Origin of the sequence: Nostoc sp. T09, assembly GCF_002154695.1 — a bacterium.
Lineage (GTDB): Bacteria > Cyanobacteriota > Cyanobacteriia > Cyanobacteriales > Nostocaceae > Aulosira.
In genome coordinates this window covers 24,557-44,943 of record NZ_MTAV01000007.1, presented here as the reverse complement: position 1 = coordinate 44,943, position 20,387 = coordinate 24,557, and the positions used below count along the sequence as shown (strand labels likewise).

General features: G+C 41.5%; 22 protein-coding genes and 2 pseudogenes. 13 read left to right on the top strand and 11 right to left on the bottom strand.

Annotated features, from left to right (window positions below):
• Positions 1–762 precede the first annotated feature (762 nt).
• The 8 genes from cysE (at position 763) to BV372_RS03465 (ending at position 5,802) form a co-directional block, all read left to right on the top strand.
• Positions 763–1,539 carry a serine O-acetyltransferase gene (cysE, locus tag BV372_RS03500; protein ID WP_086683344.1) on the top strand — a complete coding sequence of 259 codons (777 nt, stop codon included), beginning with the start codon at positions 763–765 and terminating at the stop codon, positions 1,537–1,539.
• Between the two features lie 44 nt (positions 1,540–1,583).
• Positions 1,584–1,841 carry an Asr1405/Asl0597 family protein gene (locus BV372_RS03495; RefSeq protein WP_086683341.1) on the top strand — a complete coding sequence of 86 codons (258 nt, stop codon included), beginning with the start codon at positions 1,584–1,586 and terminating at the stop codon, positions 1,839–1,841.
• A 388-nt stretch (positions 1,842–2,229) separates the two neighbouring features.
• Positions 2,230–2,427, top strand: a complete 198-nt coding sequence (locus tag BV372_RS03490; protein ID WP_086683337.1) for a DUF2949 domain-containing protein — start codon at positions 2,230–2,232, stop codon at positions 2,425–2,427.
• A gap of 309 nt (positions 2,428–2,736) precedes the next feature.
• Complete coding sequence (gene nifV, locus BV372_RS03485) at positions 2,737–3,870, top strand: homocitrate synthase (protein WP_086683334.1); 1,134 nt, start codon at positions 2,737–2,739, stop codon at positions 3,868–3,870.
• A complete protein-coding gene (locus BV372_RS03480) occupies positions 3,857–4,144 on the top strand; it encodes a nitrogen fixation protein NifZ (protein WP_086683331.1) in 288 nt (95 codons plus the stop codon). Before nifV ends, BV372_RS03480 begins: the two co-directional genes overlap by 14 nt.
• Positions 4,119–4,322 carry a putative nitrogen fixation protein NifT gene (nifT, locus tag BV372_RS03475; RefSeq protein ID WP_086683328.1) on the top strand — a complete coding sequence of 68 codons (204 nt, stop codon included), beginning with the start codon at positions 4,119–4,121 and terminating at the stop codon, positions 4,320–4,322. Before BV372_RS03480 ends, nifT begins: the two co-directional genes overlap by 26 nt.
• A gap of 253 nt (positions 4,323–4,575) precedes the next feature.
• Positions 4,576–5,112 carry a (2Fe-2S) ferredoxin domain-containing protein gene (locus BV372_RS03470; RefSeq protein ID WP_086683325.1) on the top strand — a complete coding sequence of 179 codons (537 nt, stop codon included), beginning with the start codon at positions 4,576–4,578 and terminating at the stop codon, positions 5,110–5,112.
• A gap of 114 nt (positions 5,113–5,226) precedes the next feature.
• Entirely contained in the window at positions 5,227–5,802 is a 576-nt protein-coding gene (locus tag BV372_RS03465) for a Uma2 family endonuclease (RefSeq protein ID WP_086683322.1), read from the top strand.
• A 19-nt stretch (positions 5,803–5,821) separates the two neighbouring features.
• Here the strand turns inward: BV372_RS03465 and BV372_RS03460 are convergent, their stop codons facing one another.
• The gene (locus BV372_RS03460) at positions 5,822–6,244 is read right to left on the bottom strand and encodes a type II toxin-antitoxin system VapC family toxin (RefSeq protein WP_086683318.1); all 423 of its coding nucleotides are present in this window, start codon (positions 6,242–6,244) and stop codon (positions 5,822–5,824) included.
• Positions 6,241–6,489 carry a plasmid stability protein gene (locus BV372_RS03455; protein WP_086683316.1) on the bottom strand — a complete coding sequence of 83 codons (249 nt, stop codon included), beginning with the start codon at positions 6,487–6,489 and terminating at the stop codon, positions 6,241–6,243. Before BV372_RS03455 ends, BV372_RS03460 begins: the two co-directional genes overlap by 4 nt.
• 146 nt (positions 6,490–6,635) lie before the next feature.
• Between BV372_RS03455 and BV372_RS03450 the strand changes: the two are divergent.
• Positions 6,636–6,791 (top strand): annotated as a pseudogene (locus BV372_RS03450) ((2Fe-2S) ferredoxin domain-containing protein); the annotation flags it as partial.
• 140 nt (positions 6,792–6,931) lie between these two features.
• Here the strand turns inward: BV372_RS03450 and BV372_RS03445 are convergent.
• The 3 genes from BV372_RS03445 to BV372_RS03435 all read right to left on the bottom strand — a co-directional run bounded on the left by BV372_RS03445 (position 6,932) and on the right by BV372_RS03435 (position 10,394).
• Complete coding sequence (locus tag BV372_RS03445; RefSeq protein WP_086683313.1) at positions 6,932–8,026, bottom strand: HEAT repeat domain-containing protein; 1,095 nt, start codon at positions 8,024–8,026, stop codon at positions 6,932–6,934.
• Between the two features lie 112 nt (positions 8,027–8,138).
• On the bottom strand, positions 8,139–8,942 hold the full coding sequence (locus BV372_RS03440) for an Rpn family recombination-promoting nuclease/putative transposase (protein WP_086683310.1): 804 nt from the start codon (positions 8,940–8,942) through the stop codon (positions 8,139–8,141).
• A gap of 45 nt (positions 8,943–8,987) precedes the next feature.
• Positions 8,988–10,394: a glycerol acyltransferase gene (locus BV372_RS03435; protein WP_086683308.1), complete on the bottom strand. Its 1,407-nt coding sequence runs from the start codon at positions 10,392–10,394 to the stop codon at positions 8,988–8,990.
• A 191-nt stretch (positions 10,395–10,585) separates the two neighbouring features.
• Here BV372_RS03435 and BV372_RS03430 point away from each other — a divergent pair, with 191 nt between their 5' ends.
• Both BV372_RS03430 and BV372_RS03425 read left to right on the top strand, forming a co-directional pair.
• The gene (locus BV372_RS03430; RefSeq protein ID WP_086683305.1) at positions 10,586–12,388 is read left to right on the top strand and encodes a proline--tRNA ligase; all 1,803 of its coding nucleotides are present in this window, start codon (positions 10,586–10,588) and stop codon (positions 12,386–12,388) included.
• Between the two features lie 366 nt (positions 12,389–12,754).
• Positions 12,755–13,366 carry a GerMN domain-containing protein gene (locus BV372_RS03425; protein WP_086683302.1) on the top strand — a complete coding sequence of 204 codons (612 nt, stop codon included), beginning with the start codon at positions 12,755–12,757 and terminating at the stop codon, positions 13,364–13,366.
• Positions 13,367–13,435: 69 nt separating this feature from the next.
• Here BV372_RS03425 and BV372_RS03420 read toward each other — a convergent pair whose 3' ends face one another.
• From BV372_RS03420 to efp, 3 genes are all read right to left on the bottom strand, one after another.
• The gene (locus BV372_RS03420; protein ID WP_086683299.1) at positions 13,436–13,783 is read right to left on the bottom strand and encodes a metalloregulator ArsR/SmtB family transcription factor; all 348 of its coding nucleotides are present in this window, start codon (positions 13,781–13,783) and stop codon (positions 13,436–13,438) included.
• A 61-nt stretch (positions 13,784–13,844) separates the two neighbouring features.
• On the bottom strand, positions 13,845–14,402 hold the full coding sequence (accB, locus tag BV372_RS03415; protein ID WP_086683295.1) for an acetyl-CoA carboxylase biotin carboxyl carrier protein: 558 nt from the start codon (positions 14,400–14,402) through the stop codon (positions 13,845–13,847).
• A 106-nt stretch (positions 14,403–14,508) separates the two neighbouring features.
• Positions 14,509–15,066, bottom strand: coding sequence for an elongation factor P (efp, locus tag BV372_RS03410; RefSeq protein WP_086683292.1), 558 nt, complete (start codon positions 15,064–15,066; stop codon positions 14,509–14,511).
• Between the two features lie 251 nt (positions 15,067–15,317).
• Here efp and BV372_RS03405 point away from each other — a divergent pair, with 251 nt between their 5' ends.
• Positions 15,318–16,424 carry a peptidylprolyl isomerase gene (locus BV372_RS03405; RefSeq protein WP_086683289.1) on the top strand — a complete coding sequence of 369 codons (1,107 nt, stop codon included), beginning with the start codon at positions 15,318–15,320 and terminating at the stop codon, positions 16,422–16,424.
• Between the two features lie 73 nt (positions 16,425–16,497).
• Here BV372_RS03405 and BV372_RS03400 read toward each other — a convergent pair.
• A pseudogene (locus BV372_RS03400) lies at positions 16,498–16,839 on the bottom strand (Uma2 family endonuclease); the annotation flags it as partial.
• A 500-nt stretch (positions 16,840–17,339) separates the two neighbouring features.
• Between BV372_RS03400 and thiL the strand changes: the two are divergent.
• Positions 17,340–18,362 (top strand): thiamine-phosphate kinase, encoded by a 1,023-nt coding sequence (gene thiL, locus BV372_RS03390; RefSeq protein WP_086683286.1) that lies wholly within the window; start codon positions 17,340–17,342, stop codon positions 18,360–18,362.
• A gap of 29 nt (positions 18,363–18,391) precedes the next feature.
• On the opposite strand, the gene BV372_RS03385 is transcribed toward thiL, so the two are convergent.
• Both BV372_RS03385 and nadD read right to left on the bottom strand, forming a co-directional pair.
• The gene (locus BV372_RS03385) at positions 18,392–19,405 is read right to left on the bottom strand and encodes a type I glyceraldehyde-3-phosphate dehydrogenase (RefSeq protein ID WP_086683283.1); all 1,014 of its coding nucleotides are present in this window, start codon (positions 19,403–19,405) and stop codon (positions 18,392–18,394) included.
• 126 nt (positions 19,406–19,531) lie between these two features.
• Entirely contained in the window at positions 19,532–20,149 is a 618-nt protein-coding gene (gene nadD, locus BV372_RS03380; RefSeq protein ID WP_086683280.1) for a nicotinate (nicotinamide) nucleotide adenylyltransferase, read from the bottom strand.
• Between the last annotated feature and the right edge of the window lie 238 nt (positions 20,150–20,387).

Genomic DNA, 20,387 nt, shown 5'->3' with positions numbered 1-20,387 from the left:
AGTTCGTTAATGAGGCTCAGAAGTTCGTTAATGAGGCTCAGAAGTTCGTTAATGAGGCTCGGAAGTTCATTAATGAGGCTGGGAAGTTCGTTAATGAGGCTTGGAACCTCTTAATGCAATCAAAGGGTGAGTTTATTGTGGCGATAAATGCGATCGCGATCGCATTTTAACCAGTGTAATTATTTTAACGAACCGCCAAGCACGCCAAGTTTACCAAGAATTATTCGCTCAGAATCCTTAATGTTCCTCTCTGCGCCTCTGCGACTCTGCGTGAGCTAAAACCCCTCTATTAACAACCAAACTGATTAGAAAAGTATATAGATTTACAGACAATAAATACTAAAACAAAATTAATAAACTAGGTTTTTAACCTAGCAAAATAATAAAATAAGAAACGTAACTGCATATACAGATATTGCATTTGTGACCGCGTTTACCTCATATTTATAAGCAGTTGAGTACAGCTTAATATATCGCAAATTAAGTTAGATAAATGGTTGCGAAGTGTTACAGCTAGAGGGTTTTGTGATGAGTACAGAAAATCTTAACCCCCTACCTCATAAATACTAGTACCCCTAACATAAAAAGCTAGCACCCTTACCCCAAGATAAATTTTAAATGTCGCTGCAATCGGGGTTACAGGGGTTGAGTACAAGCTTAATCAATCCAATAAATCCAATAGACATCGGATAGACTGTCATCTTTGAAGCAGCCTGATATAAGCATAAAAATAACACACGGCTCTTGAACCAGACAGTACCGATGCAACAGACATTAAATAGTATCAGAAATTCTCAGACTGCTATCAAGCCGGATTCTGCAAATACATCCCTGCTGAAAAATCTACTCTCTGGCAATTTTTTTGAGCCATTATTGAGTGATTTTAAAATCATTTTTGAACGCGATCCGGCAGCGCGTAATTGGCTAGAGGTAGTATTTTGCTACCCTGGATTGCACGCAATTTGTTTGCATCGTCTTGCTCATTGGTTGCATCGTCGCCGAGTAGTTTTCATCCCGCGATTCATTTCTCACATAGGACGGTTTTTAACAGGAATTGAAATTCATCCTGGTGCAGAGATTGGCAAAGGAGTATTTATCGACCACGGTATGGGTGTCGTCATTGGCGAAACTGCGATCGTGGGAGACTACACGCTAATTTATCAAGGTGTTACCCTTGGTGGAACTGGGAAAGAAAGTGGTAAGCGCCATCCTACCTTAGGCAACAATGTTGTGGTAGGTACAGGTGCAAAGATTCTAGGCAATATTCAAATTAGCGATCGCGTCCGGGTTGGCGCAGGTTCAGTTGTATTGCGAGATGTTCCAGCAGATTCTACTGTTGTTGGTATTCCCGGTCGAATTATTTCGCGCAAGCAAGGCGAACCTCTAGAACACGGTAAGTTACCCGATGTTGAAGCCAGCGTCATTCGCTCGTTACTTTCTCGTATAGAACAACTCGAACAACAACTGCAAGAGTTAAAAGTCAACACTTCGACTTCGCTCAGTGACCACAGTCCAGAGTCAATCACAAATGACCAATGACTAATGACAAATGACAACGGACAAATGACAAAGGACAATTGCTGATGTTGCCACCTAGTAGTTATAACGCCTTAGGCGATCAAGTTTTGCAAATACCTTTAAGCGATCGCTGGCGAATCTGTTACCGCCTGCAAGAGTTAATGATTCCCTGTTCCTGTCCGGCTGATGGTTCTTTACGAGTACAAGTGAATAGTCTGCAAGCTGCGATGCTTGTTCGTAGCACTATGATGCAATTTCTGGCTTCTCGCCACGATTTAGTGAACTGGTTAGAACGTTGCTGGCATTATACTGCTGAGTCTTGAGAACACGGTTTTATTAAATCAACCAGCCTCTAGTATCTGTCATTGCGACCGGAACGCAGTGAAGAAAAGCAATCTCATTAATCTCAAGCTACTACAACAGACCGCAACTTAGGATAAAACCAAAATCCAAAATTGAATGTTGCCAGCATAATTGAGAATTTTTGCACATATGCATAATCATCTCTAAGGTTTAGAAGTAGAAGTTACTGTTCACAAGCAGATTTTATTGCAGACTGAAAAGGTAACGCCTCACTTTGGGTTCAATACCATCTGCTAAATCTGAAATTTTCTTGACATATTTTGGCGAATAAAAAAGTGAAGTTACAAAGCAAGAGTTGTGATTTCAAATTTTTAATTTTTGCCACCATCCAGAAATGTACAGTCCCATATGCTCATCCGTAACAGCAATATAGAATTACTCAATTTTTTGCATAATGAACTTGAACTTTCCCGCGCTGATATTGCTGTCGCGCTACGACACCGAGAATTAGATAATGGTCCGTTACCAATGCTGCTTTGGCAGTATGGACTAGTTGATTTAGAGCAGCTTGAACGGATTTTTGATTGGCTAGATGAGCAAATTTAACTTTCATTCGTCATTTGTCATTTGTCATTCATTATTGGTCTAACAGATATTGCTACTTTACAAGGTAAAGATTCTCTAGGGTAAAAGAATTTGTAAATGATACCAACTTTTGGTTTTCTGCCATACAGATGTTTTGGGTGTAAGCGGAGCATAATGAAGAGTCATGAATCATGTCTTATAAGATTCTTAAGCATTTACCATCACCTTGTTGAAATTATATAGGCATTTACCATTAGTAGCGATTGCAGATCACCAGTAATGCAATCAACAAACAATATTAAGAATAATTCCCATAGTGAGATATTTGAGATGAGTCAAATCCTAATTAATGACACTACATTACGTGATGGCGAGCAAGCAGCAGGCGTTGCCTTTAACTTAGAAGAGAAAGTTGCGATCGCTAAGTTTTTGGATGCCATTGGTATTCCCGAATTAGAAGTCGGTATTCCCGCAATGGGAGAGGAAGAAACACGCGCTATCTCAGCAATTTCTAACTTGGGTTTGCAAGCCAAATTACTCGGCTGGAACCGCGCTGTCATATCCGATATTAAAGCTTCTCTAGTTTGCGGTTTAGATCGAGTACATATTGCTATTCCTGTTTCTGGTATCCAAATTGCTGCCAAATTTCATGGACAGTGGCGGGTAAGTCTGCAAAAACTCAAAGACTGTGTTAGCTTCGCCGTTGATAACGGTCTTTGGGTAGCAGTAGGGGGAGAAGATTCCTCAAGAGCCGATGAAAACTTCCTCTTAGACGTAGCGCTATATGCTCAAGAATGGGGTGCATCGCGGTTTCGCTTTTGCGACACTGTCGGAGTTCTAGATCCTTTTAGTACTTACACTAAAGTCAAGCGCCTCGCTTCAGCTTTGATGATTCCGCTAGAAATCCACACCCACAATGATTTTGGTTTAGCTACTGCCAACGCTCTTGCTGGAATCAAAGCTGGAGCATCATCAGTCAATACCACAGTCAACGGCTTGGGTGAACGAGCCGGAAACGCGGCTTTAGAAGAAGTCGTCATGGCCGTCAAACGCATTTACGGCCATGATTTAGGTATTGACACTCCCAGATTGCTGGAACTATCTCAACTAGTTGCTTCTGCATCAGGTTGCAGTGTTCCACCTTGGAAAGCAATTGTTGGTGAAAATACCTTCGCTCACGAATCTGGAATCCATGCTCATGGCGTGTTGCAAAACCCCGTTACCTACGAACCATTTGCGCCGGAAGAAGTAGGCTGGGAACGCCGTTTAGTAGTTGGTAAACATTCTGGTCGACACTTGGTATCTAGCGTTCTAGAACAGCACGGTATCTTTCTCAACTCACAAGAAACCCAGACTGTTTTAGATGCAGTCCGCCAGCAGTCAACCCAGAAAAAACGTAGCCTAACTACAGAAGAACTGTTGAATTTAGCCAGAGAACAGAGGTATTCTCATGCGACCCGATGAAATGGAACTTGACTTACCACCCACTTTTGAAATCGGCCAAAAAGTACGATTGCGTAAGCTGATTAAAAACGATGGCACATTTCCCGGTCAAGACATCGGGGTAGTTTTAGCCAAAAAGGGAGAGATCGGCTACGTTGCAAGTATAGGCACATATTTGCAGAGATCATATATCTATGCCGTGCATTTCTTAGATACAGGGTTCGTCATTGGTTGTCGCAAAAAAGAACTAGAATCTGTTGAGGAAATTAATGAAAGTAATGCTACGGATGAATGATGCTGGTCATTTGGTTGCCTACGTCGCTAAAAAAGATTTAGAAGAAGAAGTAGTCAAACAAACAGACAGCGCAGAGGGGAAGATTCTCACTTTAGCTAATGGCTGGGAATTAGAATTTCGTGAATTACCAGACCAAAACAGTTTACCTCTAACAGTAGAAGCTAAACGCCTCGCCTAAAATGATCGTAGGGGGAGATAGGAATTGGGGAAGCATCTATCTCTTATATCATGTCAATTTCTCTGCTCTTTTGGCTTGTGCGTGAGATTATTTTTCATACTACCTAAATAGGATAACTATATATAGCAATCTTATGAGAGTTGTGAAAATTGCTTTTTTAACAACCAGCCAAAGAGAAGATAGAAAAGACATGATATCACCCGTTTAGATTCAGGTTGAACTAAGTTTAATTTTGAATTGTGAGTTGCTGAACATGGGTGAAAAATATCGGACATTATCGGAATTGAACCTTGAGGGTAAATTCCTGGGTTTTGTTGGTGATGAAGGGAAATTTAAATATTTGCGATTAGCAATTCCCGCCGGAAATTTGCAAGTTAAAGTTCCTAAAGAGTTACGCGGTTCTTTAGGCGTATCTTTAGTACCGGGAGAACAAATTCGCGTTGACGGCATCAGCCAACTAAATCCGCACACAGGTAAAATAACATTCAAAGCTTTTCGGGTAAAAGCAACTGGTGTTTGCCCAATAGAAAATCTGCCACTTCAAACCAAAGCCAAGATAATGGTTTGTCAAAAATCCGGTTGCCTCAAACGGGGTGGTAAAGGTTTAGTCTCAGAATTAGAAAAAACTTTGTGTGATCGCGGTTTACTCGACAAAGTGACAATTGAGCATACAGGTTGCCAAAAACGTTGCAGCAGCGCACCTAACTGCGTGGTACGGATTGGTAAAAAGCAATACAAGAAAGTTCATCCAGAAGCGATCGCATCTTTGTTGGAAAATCACTTAACTTAATTTGCACACATATTTGGTAATCAAATTTTACAGGTGGAAAGGGTAGGTTCTCAGTCCGCCTATTTTCCGTATAAAAGTGTAAGATGCAAATAACTCTGCATTCCCATATGTGTTATGAGCTTAAGCACTGCTAAACGCTTTACCATAGCTGAATATCACCGCCTAGCAGAACTCGGCTTCTTTACGGAAGATGACCGAGTTGAGCTAATCAAGGGTGAAATAATCAATATGGCAGCTAAAGGTACACCGCATTCTGTTTGCGGTACCCGCTTGTATCGAGAGTTATTCAAGCTTATTAAAGAACAAGGAACTCTGCGATCGCAAGACCCAATTATTATTTCTAAAAACAGCGAACCAGAACCAGATTTGGTGATTGTGCGAAATCGTTCTGATGACTATTTAGCAAATCATCCCAGCCCATCTGATATTTTACTTTTAATCGAGATTGCTGATTCTTCTTTAAAATATGACCAAGAAGAAAAGCTACCCCTGTATGCAGAAGCAGGTATTGCTGATTATTGGATATTTAATTTAGTAGATAATTATCTAGAGTGCTACAGCGAGCCTTATCAAGCTTTACAAGGTAAATTTGGTTATCGCCACAAGACAATTTTTCTGCCGGATGAATCAGTTAATCTGTCAAATTTTAGTGATTTAGTATTAGACTTATCCAAGGTATTTCCTGGTTGATCCATTGTTAAGAGATTCTTCAGAGGGCTTCCCAAGGATTAATAATAGAAATACCACATCCTTCAAAGTCAGAGACGTTGCGTGTTGCAATGGTTCCTGCATGGATGTAACAAATAGCAGCAATCTGAGCATCTGCTTGGGAAATAGGATTCCCATTCTGTCTTCTTTGAGACGCAATGTTAGCAAAAGCTACAGCAGCAGTTTGATCAAAGGGAAGAACACGCCCAGCAAAATCTTCTAAGAACATCAGTTGTGCTGCTTGACTAAGGCCATCTCGCCTTTTCCCAGCAGGAAGTAAAGCTATACCATATAGAATTTCTGCTTGAGTAATTGTTGTGGTAAACAGATTCATTAAAGATTGTTGAGCGGCCCAATTACGAACTATTTCAGACTTGTTAGGTTTCATTAATTCTGACACTACGTTTGTATCAAGAATAATCATTCTTCAAAGTTAGATACTGTGCGGATAGGTTCTCTAGGAATTTCTGGTAATTCCAAGCCTCCCCAATCTGCAAAACGTTGCTCAATTATAGTAGCGATGTTTAACGTTTCATCCTGATTTTCTGTTAGAACTATCCGCAGAATTTCTTTGGCTTCTTCTTCGAGAGAACGACCATGTTTTTCGGCTCGTTTTTGTAGACGAAATTTCATGTCATCATCAAGGTTAGATATAGTAATATTGTTCATATTTTAAGCAATAACAACATCATTTATTATCTAGTGTATCTAAAGTTGTGAAGCAAGCGGAGAATTACGCTGAGATATTATCTCATTCTGGTAGACTACCAACCTGCAAACCATGAAAGATTACCTCTGCAATTGGGTAACCTGGCGATCGCGGTTTACTCGACAAAGTGACAATTGAGCATACAGGCTGCCAAAAACGTTGCAGCAGCGCACCTAACTGCGTAGTACGTATTGGTAAAAAGCAATACAAGAAAGTTCATCCAGAAGCGATCGCATCTTTGTTAGAAAATCACTTAACTTAATTTGCACACATATTTGGTAAGCAAATTTTACAGGTGGAAAGGGTAAGCTCCCAGTCCGCCTATTTTCTATAGAAAAGAACAAAATGCAAATAACTCTGCATTCCCGTATTTGTTTTAAATATATACATTCATTTTTAGTATTAATAACTTTTCTTTTTCAGTTCTTCGATTGCCCATTTTGCTTCCTCTCGCGCTTCTTGAAGAGCAATTCGCTCAAGCCATGAAGGCGATGGTATAAAAGTTGGAAGAATCTGTTTATTATTTTGCAAAAATAGTTTCAACGATTTAATAGCTCTGGGGTCTCCTAATTTTCTAAGTGCTTCTGCTGCTTTATTTGCAACAGAGTATCCACGGTCTTGGTTCAGCCGGGATTCTAATGCTCTCATCAGAGGCTCGACTGCTCTCAAATCTCCAATTTCTCCAAGAATCATAGCTGCTCTTATACGAATTAATATATTTTCTTCTTCATTATTTACTTCATATAAAGGTAGATGAAGAGCATGAATCATTGGTTCTATAAATCTTGGATCTTTAAAGCGATATAAAATATCAAATGTCTCGTTTTCCAGTAAAGCTCTGGGTTGAAATAATGCTTTTAATACTGCCTCTAGTTGTTCAGAAAAATACTTACGTTCAATTTCAGCAACTTGTTTTGCGTCTTCTTCTAAATATGAACTAAGATAATTATATTTCGACGGCTCAACAATATAATAGGCAGTTGTTTCATAACATTCTGCGACTACCTTCATGAAAGTTGTAAGATTAGGATATTTAACTTGAGGTAAACTTCCACCTCCTAAATGACAGTGCATTATAGGTGAATCTTGACTAATCACCGAATCGCCAAAAACAATTAGGTACTCTAAATCATCAGAACCGAAGATTGGAAACCAGGTTTTATGGCAGTTCTCTTCCTCTAGTGAAGTATATTGATTCCTAAATTCCTCAATTTCTTTAGAAGATTCTATCGCTTCTTCCAAAGGTAGAAAGTCAAGTCCAGGAATAAAACTGATATTAAGATGTAAATTTTCAACTTTTGAAATATTTGAATAATCTATACCATTACGCCACTGGTAAAGTTCATAAACTTCTTGTGGTAAACAAAAAGGTAAATGTTTAATTAGAGATTGAATTTCTTCAATGGTTAATCCTGGTTGAAGAAGTGAAGCTATCTCTGCTCTATGTTGTTGCAGATGCTTAAAGATTCTTTCTAAAGTTTCTGTGAGGACTGACATCAAATTTATTTACGACTAAGTTTTTTGGCTCCTTTTGTAGACGAGATTTCATGTCATCATCAAGGTTAGATATAGTAATTTTGTTCATATACAAAATGCTGCGATCGCTTTGCTATTCATTTGGGGGTGTTTGCTGTGCTATTTGCTGCACTTGTATAACATCTAAGTCTAACGCCTGTGCTATTTGTTCAACAGTTAACCCTAATGCTAAAAGTTTAGGTACAGCTTCTAATTTTGCTTTTTGTTTACCTTCTTGTTCACCTTCTTCTCTTGCTTCTTGATAAACTCGCGTTTGTTTCAACTCATTTAAGCCAAACATTGCTTCTATCTCCTCTCGACTCATTTGCGGAAATTTATAAACCAAAATAGTTTCTATCAATGCTAATAGCTGCTGCTGTTGCAATTGTAAGTTTACAGCTTGCTTGGTACGGTTGATTAACTCTCTGGCGGTGGTAATGGCTGTATCTTCATTCTCAATGATTAATTTCATGGTAGCAATACCTATGGGCAGTGATGCTACTTCACCTAATTCATCCAAATAAATTCGTGTCAGACGCTGGCTGCTAAAGAATTCGTGACAATCTTTAATGTTTCCTGTATCAATACTTCTGCTTGCATAGATAATTACTCCTTGCCAAGTATGTTTAGATTTATTCTGCCGCAAATATAAAAATATTTCGGAAATTACACGCGAGTAAATATCTGCGTCTGGTTGAAATTGGACTTCGACAAAATAAATGGGATTGTTTGTATCTTGAGTAGGAAGAAAAACACCATCAATTCTAAAAGCTGTTTGCTTAATTTCAACTGAAGAAAATTGATAGATGTTAGCGGTTTCGGGTGGGTTGCCAATAAGTTCAAAGAAAATACTGGGAACCTCTTGAAAGAGTCGATAAAAGATACTGTCAGTTTTCACTCTTAGTTTATTTAGCCAATTTTTAGAATGTAATGGTGAATCTCCTTATCCTTCTTTGACAATCAAACTCTCCATCGTGTGCTGTAAATCATTGGTCAATTCAGTTACGGCTTGCTTCGCACCTAAGCGATTAGCTTTATAAACTGGATAGCGTTCAGAAACAGATATCGGCTCACCAATACTGATTTTTACCTGTTGCTTACCCAATTGCGGACGGTGCAATAGGCTATTAGTGCCTTGAATTTTATTTACCATGTCCCTCAAAAGCAAGGTTGTCTCAGCAAACCTTTCTGCTGTGGGTTTGGCTTTAATATAGCTACCAGAAACAGCAACAAAACTTTCTACTAAGCGCATGTGCCACATTCGGCGGTTTGCTTCTTCGGCAACGCGATCGCCTAAAGCATGTTCTATGGGAGATAATGCTTTGATATCCTTAAACTCTTCTCTAAAGATATAATTCCAGCCTGCTTGCTCTACCCGCCGACAACGATCGTTCCAAGCTCCCTTAGGTGCTAAGTCAAAATACTGCTCTGACATTTGTAATGCTATGTGCATCAATGCTTGCAAGCGTGCTGTTAATGCTTGGTTGCGATCGCTTGTTTCTTCTGGTGCCAAAATAATCTCTGGCAGCTTTTGATGATAAAACTTTGTGTAAAACTGTTCCATCAACGTCAATAACTTTTCTGCCAAAGTCAACAATCGCGGATAAAGGGACTCAATTGTGGCACTATTGCCATTTTCTGATGGATTTACAGGTAAACCACTAGCCGCTTCTAATTCACTTAACAGCTGGGCGATCGCACCCCACGGAGCAGCAACGTAACTATATTTAATCCCAACTGGTACAATTAAAACCTGCTCGGAGCGTCCAGCTTTGTGCAAATCTTCAGCACACCAAAAGCCTAATTGGGCAATACCTGGTTCTAGGGGACTGATAATCTCCGATAAACCATTGGTGGCCCCTTCTGGCGCAGCAGCCATCGGGAATTTCCCGTTGGCAAATAAGTCACGCGCCGAACGCAAACCATTCCAGTCGGCTTTCCCCCGCTGGATAGGAGTCCCGCCTAAATGTGAAGCCAGCCAGCCGATATGTTGACCTGCCCATAGAGGAATGCCGCGATCGTAGATAAAATGAGCATGAATTGGAGATTCAATTTTTATGCCCTGTTCACGTGCTACCTGAGGCACGAGTTGCGAAAGTAAGTAGCCTAAACAAACCGGATCTTCCGTTTTCGGATGGCGAAATGCTAGCAAAAACCTAGTCTTACCTTCCTGAAATTGATGATAAAGATCGGCTAAAATTTCTACGTTGTCAGCTTCAATGTGAGTAATGGCCGTTTTCCAGTTGATCCAGCTTGGTAGTAACAGGTGCGTCAATTGAAGTAATAAGGGGTTAAACCTCGGAGGAATAAATTCTAGAGGTGGCTGTGCTTGGTAAATTCCGTTAGACAAGGTAGTTTTCTCCTAAGAAATTGCGATCAAGAAGGCAGAGGGCAAGAGGCAGAAGGGGTATGTGGGAACGCAGAGAAATAACAAATGATACGCAAAGCGCAGTAAAAAATTCAAATGAATAACACTTTATACTTCATAATTCATACTTCATCATTCATAATTCATTAGTAATTCGGGAAAGGGAATAAACGATGCGACTGTCACAAATGTTATTCGTTACACTGAGGGATGATCCAACTGATGCGGAGATTCCCAGTCATAAATTATTACTGCGTGCAGGTTATATTCGTCGCATCGGTAGTGGTGTTTATGCTTATTTGCCACTGATGTGGCGGGTATTGCAAAAAGTTTCCCAGATTGTTCGCGAAGAAATGAACGCCACAGGCGCGCAAGAATGTTTGTTACCGCAATTACAACCTGCTGAGTTATGGAAAGAATCAGGACGCTGGGATACTTACACGAAAGCTGAGGGTATTATGTTTTCCCTCATCGACCGTCGAGAGCAACAATTAGGGTTAGGCCCGACTCATGAGGAAGTCATCACCACGATCGCGCGTGATATGATTCGCTCTTACCGTCAGCTACCACTGCATCTCTACCAAATTCAAACAAAATTCCGTGATGAAATTCGTCCCCGCTTTGGTTTGATGCGTGGGCGGGAATTTATCATGAAGGATGGCTACTCCTTCCATACTGATGAAGAAAGCCTCAAAGCCACTTACCAAGATATGTACAAGGCTTACAGCAATATGCTGCGGCGTGCTGGCTTGGCTTTCCGTGCAGTTGAAGCTGACTCTGGTGCTATTGGCGGTTCTGGTTCGACAGAATTCATGATACTGGCGGAAGCCGGAGAAGATGAAGTTCTCTACACAGAAGATGGGAAATACGCCGCCAATGTAGAAAAAGCTATTTCTTTACCAGCTGATGCTGTAACCTCCCAGTTTACAACCTATGAGAAACGCGATACACCAGGAACAGACACCATTGAAACAGTCTGTAAATTCCTCAAATGTTCTCCTACCCAAGTGGTGAAGAATGTTCTTTACCAGACAGTTTATGACAATGGCGTAACGGTTTTAGTTTTGGTCAGCATCCGAGGCGATCAGGAAGTTAACGAAGTCAAGTTACAAAACGAATTGACCAAGCTAGCTGCTAATTACGGTGCTAAAACGATTATTGCCTTGACTGTACCCAACGCTGAAACACAAGCTACATGGGCAGCAAAATCTCTACCTTTAGGTTACATTGCACCCGATATCGCAGATGACTATATTAAGGGCAATAAACAGGTACATCCCAAGTTTTTGCGACTTGTAGATAAAACAGCCGTTGATTTAAAGAACTTTGTCACAGGTGCAAACGAAACTGGTTATCACGTAGTTGGCGCTAATTGGGGCGAGCAATTTAAATTGCCTCAATTAGTAGTAGATATTCGCAAAGCTAGACCAAGCGATCGCGCTATCCACAATCCAGAACAAACCTTACAAAGCGCCCGTGGGATAGAAGCTGGTCACATATTCCAATTAGGGACAAAGTATTCTGTGGCGATGGGCGCAAATTATACCAATGAACAAGGGGAAGAAAAACCTCTATTCATGGGTTGTTATGGCGTGGGCGTGTCGCGGCTGGCGCAAGCTGCTGTAGAGCAATCCTACGATAAAGATGGGATCATTTGGCCAGTAGCGATCGCACCTTATCATGCAATTGTCACAATTCCTAACATTAAAGATGCCCAACAAGTACAAATCGCCGAAAAACTCTACAGTGAACTGAATCAAGCCGGAATTGAAACTTTACTTGATGACCGCGATGAACGGGCAGGAGTAAAATTCAAAGACGCTGATTTGATTGGTATACCCTACAGAATAGTCACTGGTAGAGCGATCGCTAATGGCAAGGTAGAAGTTGTAGAAAGAGCAACTCGTCAATCTCAAGAAATTGACATTAATGAAGTGACAAGTACAATCAAACAGTGGATTACAGCAGCGATATAAGTTAATAATTCAACGCAAGGGGCGCAGATAAAATTTTTTACAAAATCTTTCTTTCGTCCCTGTATATCTCAATTTGGTGCGTCTACCTTAATCGTTAATTTATTAGTATTCTGTTCAATAGCCACCCTGCGTCGAATTGTAAATTATCTCAATAAACGATGAGATTTACATAATTGGACAGGTGACGGACTAGAAGTACGAATCTAAAATTAGAAGTAGTCCCTGCGGAAAGAGATATGGCGGCATTGTAGTTAAAAATAGCCATACTCTAAGTGTTTGGAAACTCTCCATTTATAAGTATCGTCCTTAATCAGGCTGCTCTTCCCACAACGACCATCTCAGCCCTCAGTCAACCAGGTTTTGAATATGAATGACCAACAAGGATCTAATCGAAATTCTTCAGGTGTAATTGCAGCTGTCTCAGCAGCGGTGGTAGCGGTCAGTGGTGGCGTGGCTTGGCTTACTTTACACTCCAGCAATCCGCCGACACCAACAGATCCCTCAAGAACATTAACCCAGCCAGGAAAATCCTCAACAGCACAGCCAGGTCAAGAGCAAACTGCTAACATCTATTGGCTGAAAGACAATGGCAAAAATTTGGCACTGGCTCCCCAACCAGTCAAAATAGCTGCTAGTCAACCTAACCAAGTTTTAGAAAAGGCTTTCCAAAATTTATTAGCAGGACCAACCGAAGGTGCCGAATCTACTACCATTCCCAAAGGCACTAAATTGTTGGGTCTAAAAGCCAACAATGATGAGATCCACATTAATTTATCTGAAGATTTTACCAGTGGGGGTGGTAGCAGTTCCATGATGGGTCGTGTCGGGCAAGTTGTTTACACTGCTACAACTTTAAATCCAAATGCCAAGGTGTACATTGATGTCAATGGCAAGCAATTGGATGTTTTAGGTGGCGAAGGCGTAGAGTTAGAACAGCCACTAACGCGTGAAAACTTTAAGAAAGATTATCCACTTTAGTCATTAGTCATTAGTCATTAGTTATACAACAGATAACAAAGGACAAATGACAAATGACAAATGACCAACCTATAGTTTGCTATTCAACACCCGAAAGTTATGGGCTTGCTGTTCTAACCTGGTAGCGAGGCGATCGCAAACCCGATTGCACAACTCAAAAATCATTTCATCTTCCACCCGGTAGTAGGCGCAAGTTCCTTCACTGCGGCGGCTAAGAATACCTGCTTGCCACATTACCTTCAGGTGTTTTGAGACGTTTGCCTGCGAAGTCTGTGTTGCCTCTACCAATTCTTGTACGCATTTTTCTTCATCTCGTAGTAAGTGCAACAGCCGAAGGCGCATAGGTTCACTTAACAGACTGAAGTATTCAGCTACTTGTTGCACCACTTCTGGTGGTACAGGCAACACTTGTTTCATCAGGATTGACCCGCGGTACTGACAACTTTAAAAACGACTCATGTCATATATAGATTAATACTTAATCAGGGTTAATTCGCATTAAAGGCTGACCATATTCTACAGGTTCGCCATTTTGCACCAAAATTTCCATCACCTGTCCGGATACTTCCGCTTCAATTTCGTTCATCAGCTTCATCGCTTCAATGATACAGACTGTTTGACCACTGCGGATGCGATCGCCAACTTCCACAAATGGTGACTCATTTGGTGCGGGAGCACGATAAAACGTTCCTACCATTGGGGAAGGCACTTCTACTAATCTTTTGTCAATCGCTGAGGAAGATCCTGATAACTGCACGCTAGAGGCAGTGGTAGCATTATCTAGGACACGACTTGTCCCTGTTTCTCCTACCGCAGTTGATACTGTCTGGTGTGCAACAGGCGCAACCGACGATGTTAATCCTACACCAACCACACCGCCTGATGCTGCTTGACCTACTGACACAATATGATTGCTGAAACTAACAGCTTTACGTACCGTTAGCTCAAAGTCGTTGCTTTTGAGCGTGACTTCAGCAATATCTGTTTGTGCAATAGTTGCTAGCAGTTGGCGAATTTCATTAAAGTCCAATGGCACAGTTTTTATTACCTCGACCTGTACGTAAAGAATAATGTTAAGTGTGGCAGGGATTTAATCCCTAAAAAGGGATTGAAATCGGGATTGCTCTCAAATGAGATGATAATTATTCCCTGCCTAAATATTTATCGTCACGGGTATCAATTTTGATGCGTTCTCCTTGAGCAATAAACAAGGGAACCATGATAGTTGCACCAGTTTCTAGAATTGCTGGTTTAGTACCACCTGTGGCTGTGTCTCCTTTAACACCTGGATCTGTTTGCACGATTTCTAAAACCACAGAGTTAGGCAATTCCACTTCTAGCACTTGCTCGCCCCAACGGATGACGTTAACTTCCATGCCTTCTTTGAGGTATTTTACGCGATCGCCAATTTGCGTTGCGCTCAATCTGCCTTCTTCGTAGCTTTCCATATCCATAAACACGAATTCATCACCTTCTTTATAGGTATGCTGCATCGTGATTTTTTCTAGAGTCGCTTGCGGTACTGTTTCCCCAGCGCGGAAAGTTCTTTCCAGAACCTTTCCACTCTGGACATTTTTCAATGTTGTCCGCACAAACGCCGAGCCTTTACCTGGCTTAACGTGGAGGAAGTCTATCACTCGCCATACAGACCCATCTAAAACAATTGAGACACCGGGTCGAAAGTCGTTACTGGAGATCATGAAACTTTCAAGTTTTGGAAGACAATCGGCATTTATTGTACCCCTCAAGGGTCGTCATTGGTTATTAGTTATTAGTCATTGGTCATGAGTCATTAGTCATTAGTCATGGAACAAATAGTAAAGGGCAAAGGACAAATGACAGTTGACAATGGACTTTTGACTGTGGACTCAGAACTGGGCACTCTTACTGTGGGAAGATAAGTGATGGGTTACGTCCAGTCAACAATTTGATGCTGCATTTAAGCCATACCATGTTTAACTTATTAAAATCCTGGCTGAAGAACAGCCTCATGGCAATACTGCTGGTAACAATATTTTTAGGCATAAGTACAGCTGGGTGGACTCCCTCCAGTAGCGCCGCCCTACCAGCTGGGAATGCAATTACTGACGGCAGATCTCTGTTGCGGTATGCACTCCCGATAGACAATGAACCTGTGCGGCAACTGCAAGCCAGTTTAGAAGATATCTCCAACCAACTGCGGGCAAATCGGCGATGGGGAGCTATATCCAAAGATCTGAGCAAGGCATCCCGATCTCTCGATCAATCCTCCAAAATCCTAGCAAGCGTTCCCGAAGAACGCCAACCCCAAGCCAAAGCTTGGATTGATGAATTGCAATCTGGCGTTAATCAATTGCAAGAATTGGTCAAAGTCAAAGATAAAGAAAAAATCCAAGAAGAACGCGATAAACTCCTAAATCTCGTGACTCTTATAGAAGAGTCAATGGTTAAGCAATTTCCTTTTGAAGTGCCTAAGGAGTACAGTAACCTACCTCAACTTAAAGGTCGGGCTACTGTGGACATTAAAACCAACAAAGGTAATCTTACCGTTGTCGTGGATGGTTATAGCGCCCCTGTCACCGCTGGTAACTTTGTTGATTTGGTACAACGTGGTTTTTATAACGGCTTAGAATTTACCCGTTCAGAAGAATCTTATTTCTTACAAACTGGAGATCCACCAGGTAAAGATGTCGGTTTTATTGATCCCAAAACCGGGAAATACCGTGCTATTCCCTTAGAAGTCCTAGTTCAAGGCGATAAAGCCCCCACTTACGGTATCACTCTGGAAGAGGCTGGACGTTACATAGATATGCCAGTTCTACCTTTCTCTTCCTTTGGTGCTGTGGTCATGGCCCGTCCTGAAAGTCAAGTAAATGGTGCTTCCTCACAATTTTTCTTCTTTCTGTTTGAACCAGAACTCACCCCAGCCGGACGCAACCTATTAGATGGTCGCTACGCCGTTTTTGGCTATCTTACCGAGGGCAAAGAAGTTTTGGATCAACTCAAGGCAGGAGACAAAATTGAGTCGGCTACTGTCGTTCAGGGTTTAGAAAATTTGGTTCAGCCACAAACAGCATAAAATAAAATTTGTAGTAAGCACTTAAGTGCTAATTCTCAGTGCTTTTGCGCTTACTACGAAAACCATGATTGCTCTAACTAAGATTTCCAGAACTCAATACCAAATCAACTGCGTTCACGAAGTGTGCCGCCGCAGGTATCGCTAATTCGGGAAAAGTCTGCGATACAATCTGCTGGTTGCCAGTGAAAACTGTTTCTTCGTAGAGTCCCTCTTCCAGTAATAACACTGTAATTTTCTCTGCTAAAGGGTCTACTATCCAATATTCTGGAACTTCCAACGCCGCATATTCAGACCGCTTATAGCGATAATCCCGTTTCACCGAATCTGGATTGACCACCTCTACAATCAACAATGGTGGTGACTGAAATACTACTGACACATTCATCAATTCTTTTGCTTGTTCCACCGTCACCAAAGATACAGCAGAATTCAGGAGTTAGAATTCACGTTTAATGTGAATAAAGTCTTGAAACCCTTGTAATTTCGTAGATAGGCACAAAAATATGATTTTGGGCTAATTTAGAAACCCTTATGGGGTAAAAGACCTTTCTGATTCACATCAGGCGTAATTCAGAATTCAGAAGTAAAACAGTCTTTATGCTTGGGTTTGAGGCTTAGGATCGGTACTTCACTAACTTGAAATTTGCTGTAAATCAGTCAACTTAGATTTATTTGTGCCAATTCTCACTCACTTTCTCGAAAGCACAGTCAAGGGAAACTCAACCGCTTAATTCTAATCTGCCATCCACCAGTTCATAATGAAAACCTGTACCATCATCATAGGTTAAGTACTCTTCAAAAGTGATACTGGTTACTGGTGTAGTGACCATCTCAACGAACTCCTGAACGTTACTTTTATCCTAACCATAAGTAGTGCTCAGTAGAAAAACAGTAGAAAGTCGGAGTACACCGATTGTGAATAGTGAGTTCTCTTCCTTACAAGTAAAAGATATTGGTGAACAAGGGCTATTAGCCAGATTGCAGAGCTATTGTCCTCAAGAAATAATTGGGGATGATGCTGCTGTGCTTGTAACTGCGCCAGGACAAACTTTGGTAGTGACGACAGATGTCTTGGTTGATGGTGTGCATTTTAGTAATGTCACCACCTCGCCAGAAGATGCTGGTTGGCGTGCTGCTGCTGCTAATTTATCAGATTTGGCAGCAATGGGTGCTTCACCTTTGGGGATCACTGTGGGGTTGGGACTTCGAGGGGATGTTAGCGTCAGTTGGGTTGAACGTTTGTACCAGGGAATGACAGAATGCCTGCAAAAGTACAATACCCCAATTGTTGGTGGTGATATTGTGCGATCGCCTGTAACTACTGTGTCAATTACCGCATTTGGTCAAGCTGATCCCAGTCGAATTATCCGTCGTTCTGCTGCTCAAGTGGGAGATGCGATCGTCATCACAGGTGTTCATGGAGCATCCCATGCTGGCTTAGAACTACTCTTACACCCCGAAATAGGACAAAACCTCAATGATGCAGAAAAGGCGGCTTTAATCACAGCACACCAGCATCCCCAGCCAAGATTAGATGTTTTACCCATACTCTGGGAAATCTTAAATTCCTATTCTCCTACGCCCCTCATTGCTGGGATGGATAGCAGCGATGGTTTAGCAGATGCTATTGTGCAAATCTGTCGTGCTAGTAGGGTTGGCGCTATTCTAGAAATCAGACAAATTCCCTTAGCAGCACCCTTTGACGGCTGGCTAACTCAGCAGCAAGCCCTTGACTATACCCTATACGGCGGCGAAGACTTTGAGTTAGTCCTGTGTTTACCAAAAGATGCAGCATCAGCTTTAGTGCCACAACTCGGTCAAGGTGCAGCAATTATCGGCACGATTACATCAGGAACAACAGTACTATTACGCGATGAAAACAAAGAAATCCCCGACCAAACTTTAAATCTTAATCAGGGATTTCAACATTTTAGCTAGTAGTCCTTTGTCCAATGACTATTGACCAATTATTGCCACTTTACAGCTACTAGTTCTGCCAAATCTAGAACTCGTTGGCTGTAGCCCCACTCGTTGTCATACCAAGCCATGACTTTTACTAGGTCATTACCCAGAACCATAGTCAAGCTAGCATCAACAATTGAAGAAGCATCAGTACCTTGATAGTCGGATGATACAAGTTGTAGTTCACTGTAATCCAAAAATCCTTTGAGTGGACCTTCGGACGCATCCTTTAAGGCTTGATTAACTTCTTCCGTAATAGTACGCTTCTCAACCTGAACTACGAAATCTACCATTGAGACGTTTGGGGTAGGTACACGTAAGGCAACGCCATTGAGCTTGCCTTTCAAGTCTGGGATTACTAATGCTACTGCCTTTGCTGCACCAGTGGAGGTGGGTACAATATTAATAGCTGCTGCTCTAGCCCGGCGTACATCACGGTGAGAAGCGTCTAGTAAGCGCTGGTCACCTGTGTAGCTGTGAGTAGTGGTCATCGTACCTTTGATGATCCCGAATTTATCGTTCAACACCTTGGCGATCGGAGCCAAGCAGTTGGTGGTACAGCTGGCGTTGCTGATAATGTGGTGGGTGTTGTGGTCATAGTCATGATGATTCACACCCATTACAAAGGTGCCATCTTCATTTTTACCAGGGGCAGTGATCAGAACCTTTTTGGCTCCAGCATTCACATGCTTCATTGCGCCTTCTTTACTGGTAAAAACACCTGTTGCTTCGATAATTAGGTCAATTCCCCAATCTTTCCAGGGCAAGTTTTCTGGATTGCGATCAGATACGCACTTAATGGTCTTACCGTTAATGATGATCGAATTATCATCCGCTGTAATGTCAGCATCCTTTAACTTCCCTAGCATTGAGTCATATTTCAGCAGGTGAGCGTTAGTTCTAGGGTCTGATGTGTCATTAATAGCGACAAGGTCGATGTTGCTGTTCTGTCTACCGACCCAGCAGCGTGCAAAGTTACGTCCAATCCGCCCGAAACCGTTGATTGCCACTCTAATCACAGTGTCTTGCCCTCTGTATTTATGCCTATATGTTTATATCGTTGACCCCAATCATATCGCAAAGGGGGGGAGCATTAATAACCATAAAGTGTTAGTTCCGGAAAAAAACACATAATTTATTCAGATTTACTTTGAGTAAAGGTTGTGGGCGGCGATGTACAGCCTTACCGGCTCCGCAACTAAATATCGAATAGATTGGCGTACGTTGATTAATTGGCGAATTAGACTTGACGAAACTCCAACTAAAGGTATATGCAGTAATTGCCAGCGAATGATCACAGACTGATTTGTCAAATGTTGCTCTACTTGCTTGCAGATTAACTCACTTTGAGCTATAGTCTCACCACCTAGGAGTCGGGGTGCAATTAACCAATCACACATTTGAGCTAGTTCGTGCCCACGGTACCAATGGGGCAAGGTTTGGAAAGCATCCAAGCCAACAATCCAGTACCAGCGAGTATTAGGATAAGCAGCACATAAATCGATTAGGGTATTGATGGCATAGGATGTTCCAGGGCGATTTGCCTCAATTAGTGAAACACTAAAGGCGGGGTTATCTTTTGTAGCTTGTTTTAGCATTTCTAAGCGATGCTCAAATGAAGCCGCCTGTTTATGTGGAGGATTTAGCGATGGCACCCAAATTATCTGTTTTACAGGTACTTGATGCAAAGCTGTCTCGGCTATAAGTAAGTGTCCCCAATGAATTGGATCAAATGTGCCACCAAAAATTGCTAATTGCTGCATCCAGTTAGATCGGGCTTTTATTCAATTTCAAAAACATTTCACTATCAATGTACTATTGTAGTCAATTCGCCCCTAGGCTTTATCTAATTTAAAAGCAGTTTCAATAGAAACAGAGTATTGTAGCCAATTCCAGTAAGGACATCAAAATATGTGTTTCTCATTACAAGAATTTCTTTCCCGATGTGGCAGAAATTTTCCGAATAATCATAAGATACAGTTCAGAAATAGCAAAAACCTC